A 1115-nucleotide genomic window follows, 5' to 3' on the forward strand; every position below is an offset into this window, starting at 1 on the left:
TGGAACCTGGAATCTGCCGATGGGGCCAGGTCTGCCGTGGTGGGGAGTTGTCAGCGCACCGTTTAGCCACTCGGGCTTTGGACATTTACTGTCCAACAGTGTGATCTTCCTCGTGCTGAGTTGGCTGGTGCTCACACGAGGTGTCAGGGATTACGTGTCTGTCTGGGTGGCAGTCCTGCTTGTGAATGTGCCAATCACACTGTTATGGCCCGCTCGAAGCCATGGACTGTCTGGCGTGATTTATGGGCTGCTCGGCTATCTCTTGGTCATTGGTTGGCTCGAGAAAAAAATTCTGCCGATCGTGCTCAGCCTGGTGGCATTTTGGTTGTATGGATCTGCACTCATGGCCTTGATCCCAGGGGTCTCGCCAGCGGGCGTGAGCTGGGTTGGCCACGCTGGAGGCTTCGCCGCTGGCCTCCTCGCCGCTTGGGCCCAAAAGAAGGAAAATCCTGATGCGGTTTAGGTCAATCAGAGCGAACGGTCCATTCTTTCTGAACCGTTAGATGAATTGATCCAGGAAAGCCAATGGTTGGGCCATCGTCTCGGAGTAACCCAGCAGGCTTTTGTCGCGGTGTTGATACAACAATGTGTCGTCGCTATCTAATAAATAAGTAGCCCCACGTTGGGTGATGTAGTCATCGCAAGGCACATAGGTGCGCCAGTTTCCGAGCACTTCATTCATATTTCTCAGTCGCCAAGTCGCCAACTCAAACGGTCTCTGAAAACCATCACCACCGGCACGACGGAACATCCTTCCGCGAAAGGACGGAAGTGGCGAGGCTTGCACCAGATCATCGTCAGCAAACAGTTGCGGGGCTTGACGATCGCCCGTGTAACCGCGGAACACCTCCTGCAGTGTTCCTGGAGAACCAACACCAGCGCACATCAACAAAAAGCCGGGCCAAGGCCCTCCCGGCAGCGTCAATCCGGCCTCAAGCCCCAATTGCCCATGCAGGGTTGGAGCAGGGTCAACCTGGAGTTGCTGGCGAGGAAAGCCTGTAAACCCACAAAAGCGATCCGCCCCGGCAGCGTCGCCAATGGCGAACACCTGAACGGTGACGCCTTGGCTTCGCAAAGAATCCAACCGGGGGACGAGCGCCTGGGCGTATTCCAAG

2 protein-coding genes are annotated in these 1115 nt (G+C 56.3%); one reads left to right on the forward strand and one right to left on the reverse strand.

Annotated features, from left to right (window positions below; genetic code table 11):
* On the forward strand, window positions 1-463 hold a 463-nt coding region (locus WH5701_RS00735), incomplete at its 5' end, for a rhomboid family intramembrane serine protease (RefSeq protein WP_037979287.1).
* Window positions 464-499: 36 nt separating this feature from the next.
* Here WH5701_RS00735 and WH5701_RS00740 read toward each other — a convergent pair.
* On the reverse strand, window positions 500-1114 hold the full coding sequence (locus tag WH5701_RS00740) for an AhpC/TSA family protein (RefSeq protein ID WP_006169921.1): 615 nt from the start codon (window positions 1112-1114) through the stop codon (window positions 500-502).
* Window position 1115: the final 1 nt, after the last annotated feature.

This window comes from Synechococcus sp. WH 5701, assembly GCF_000153045.1.
Taxonomy (GTDB): domain Bacteria; phylum Cyanobacteriota; class Cyanobacteriia; order PCC-6307; family Cyanobiaceae; genus Regnicoccus_A; species Regnicoccus_A antarcticus.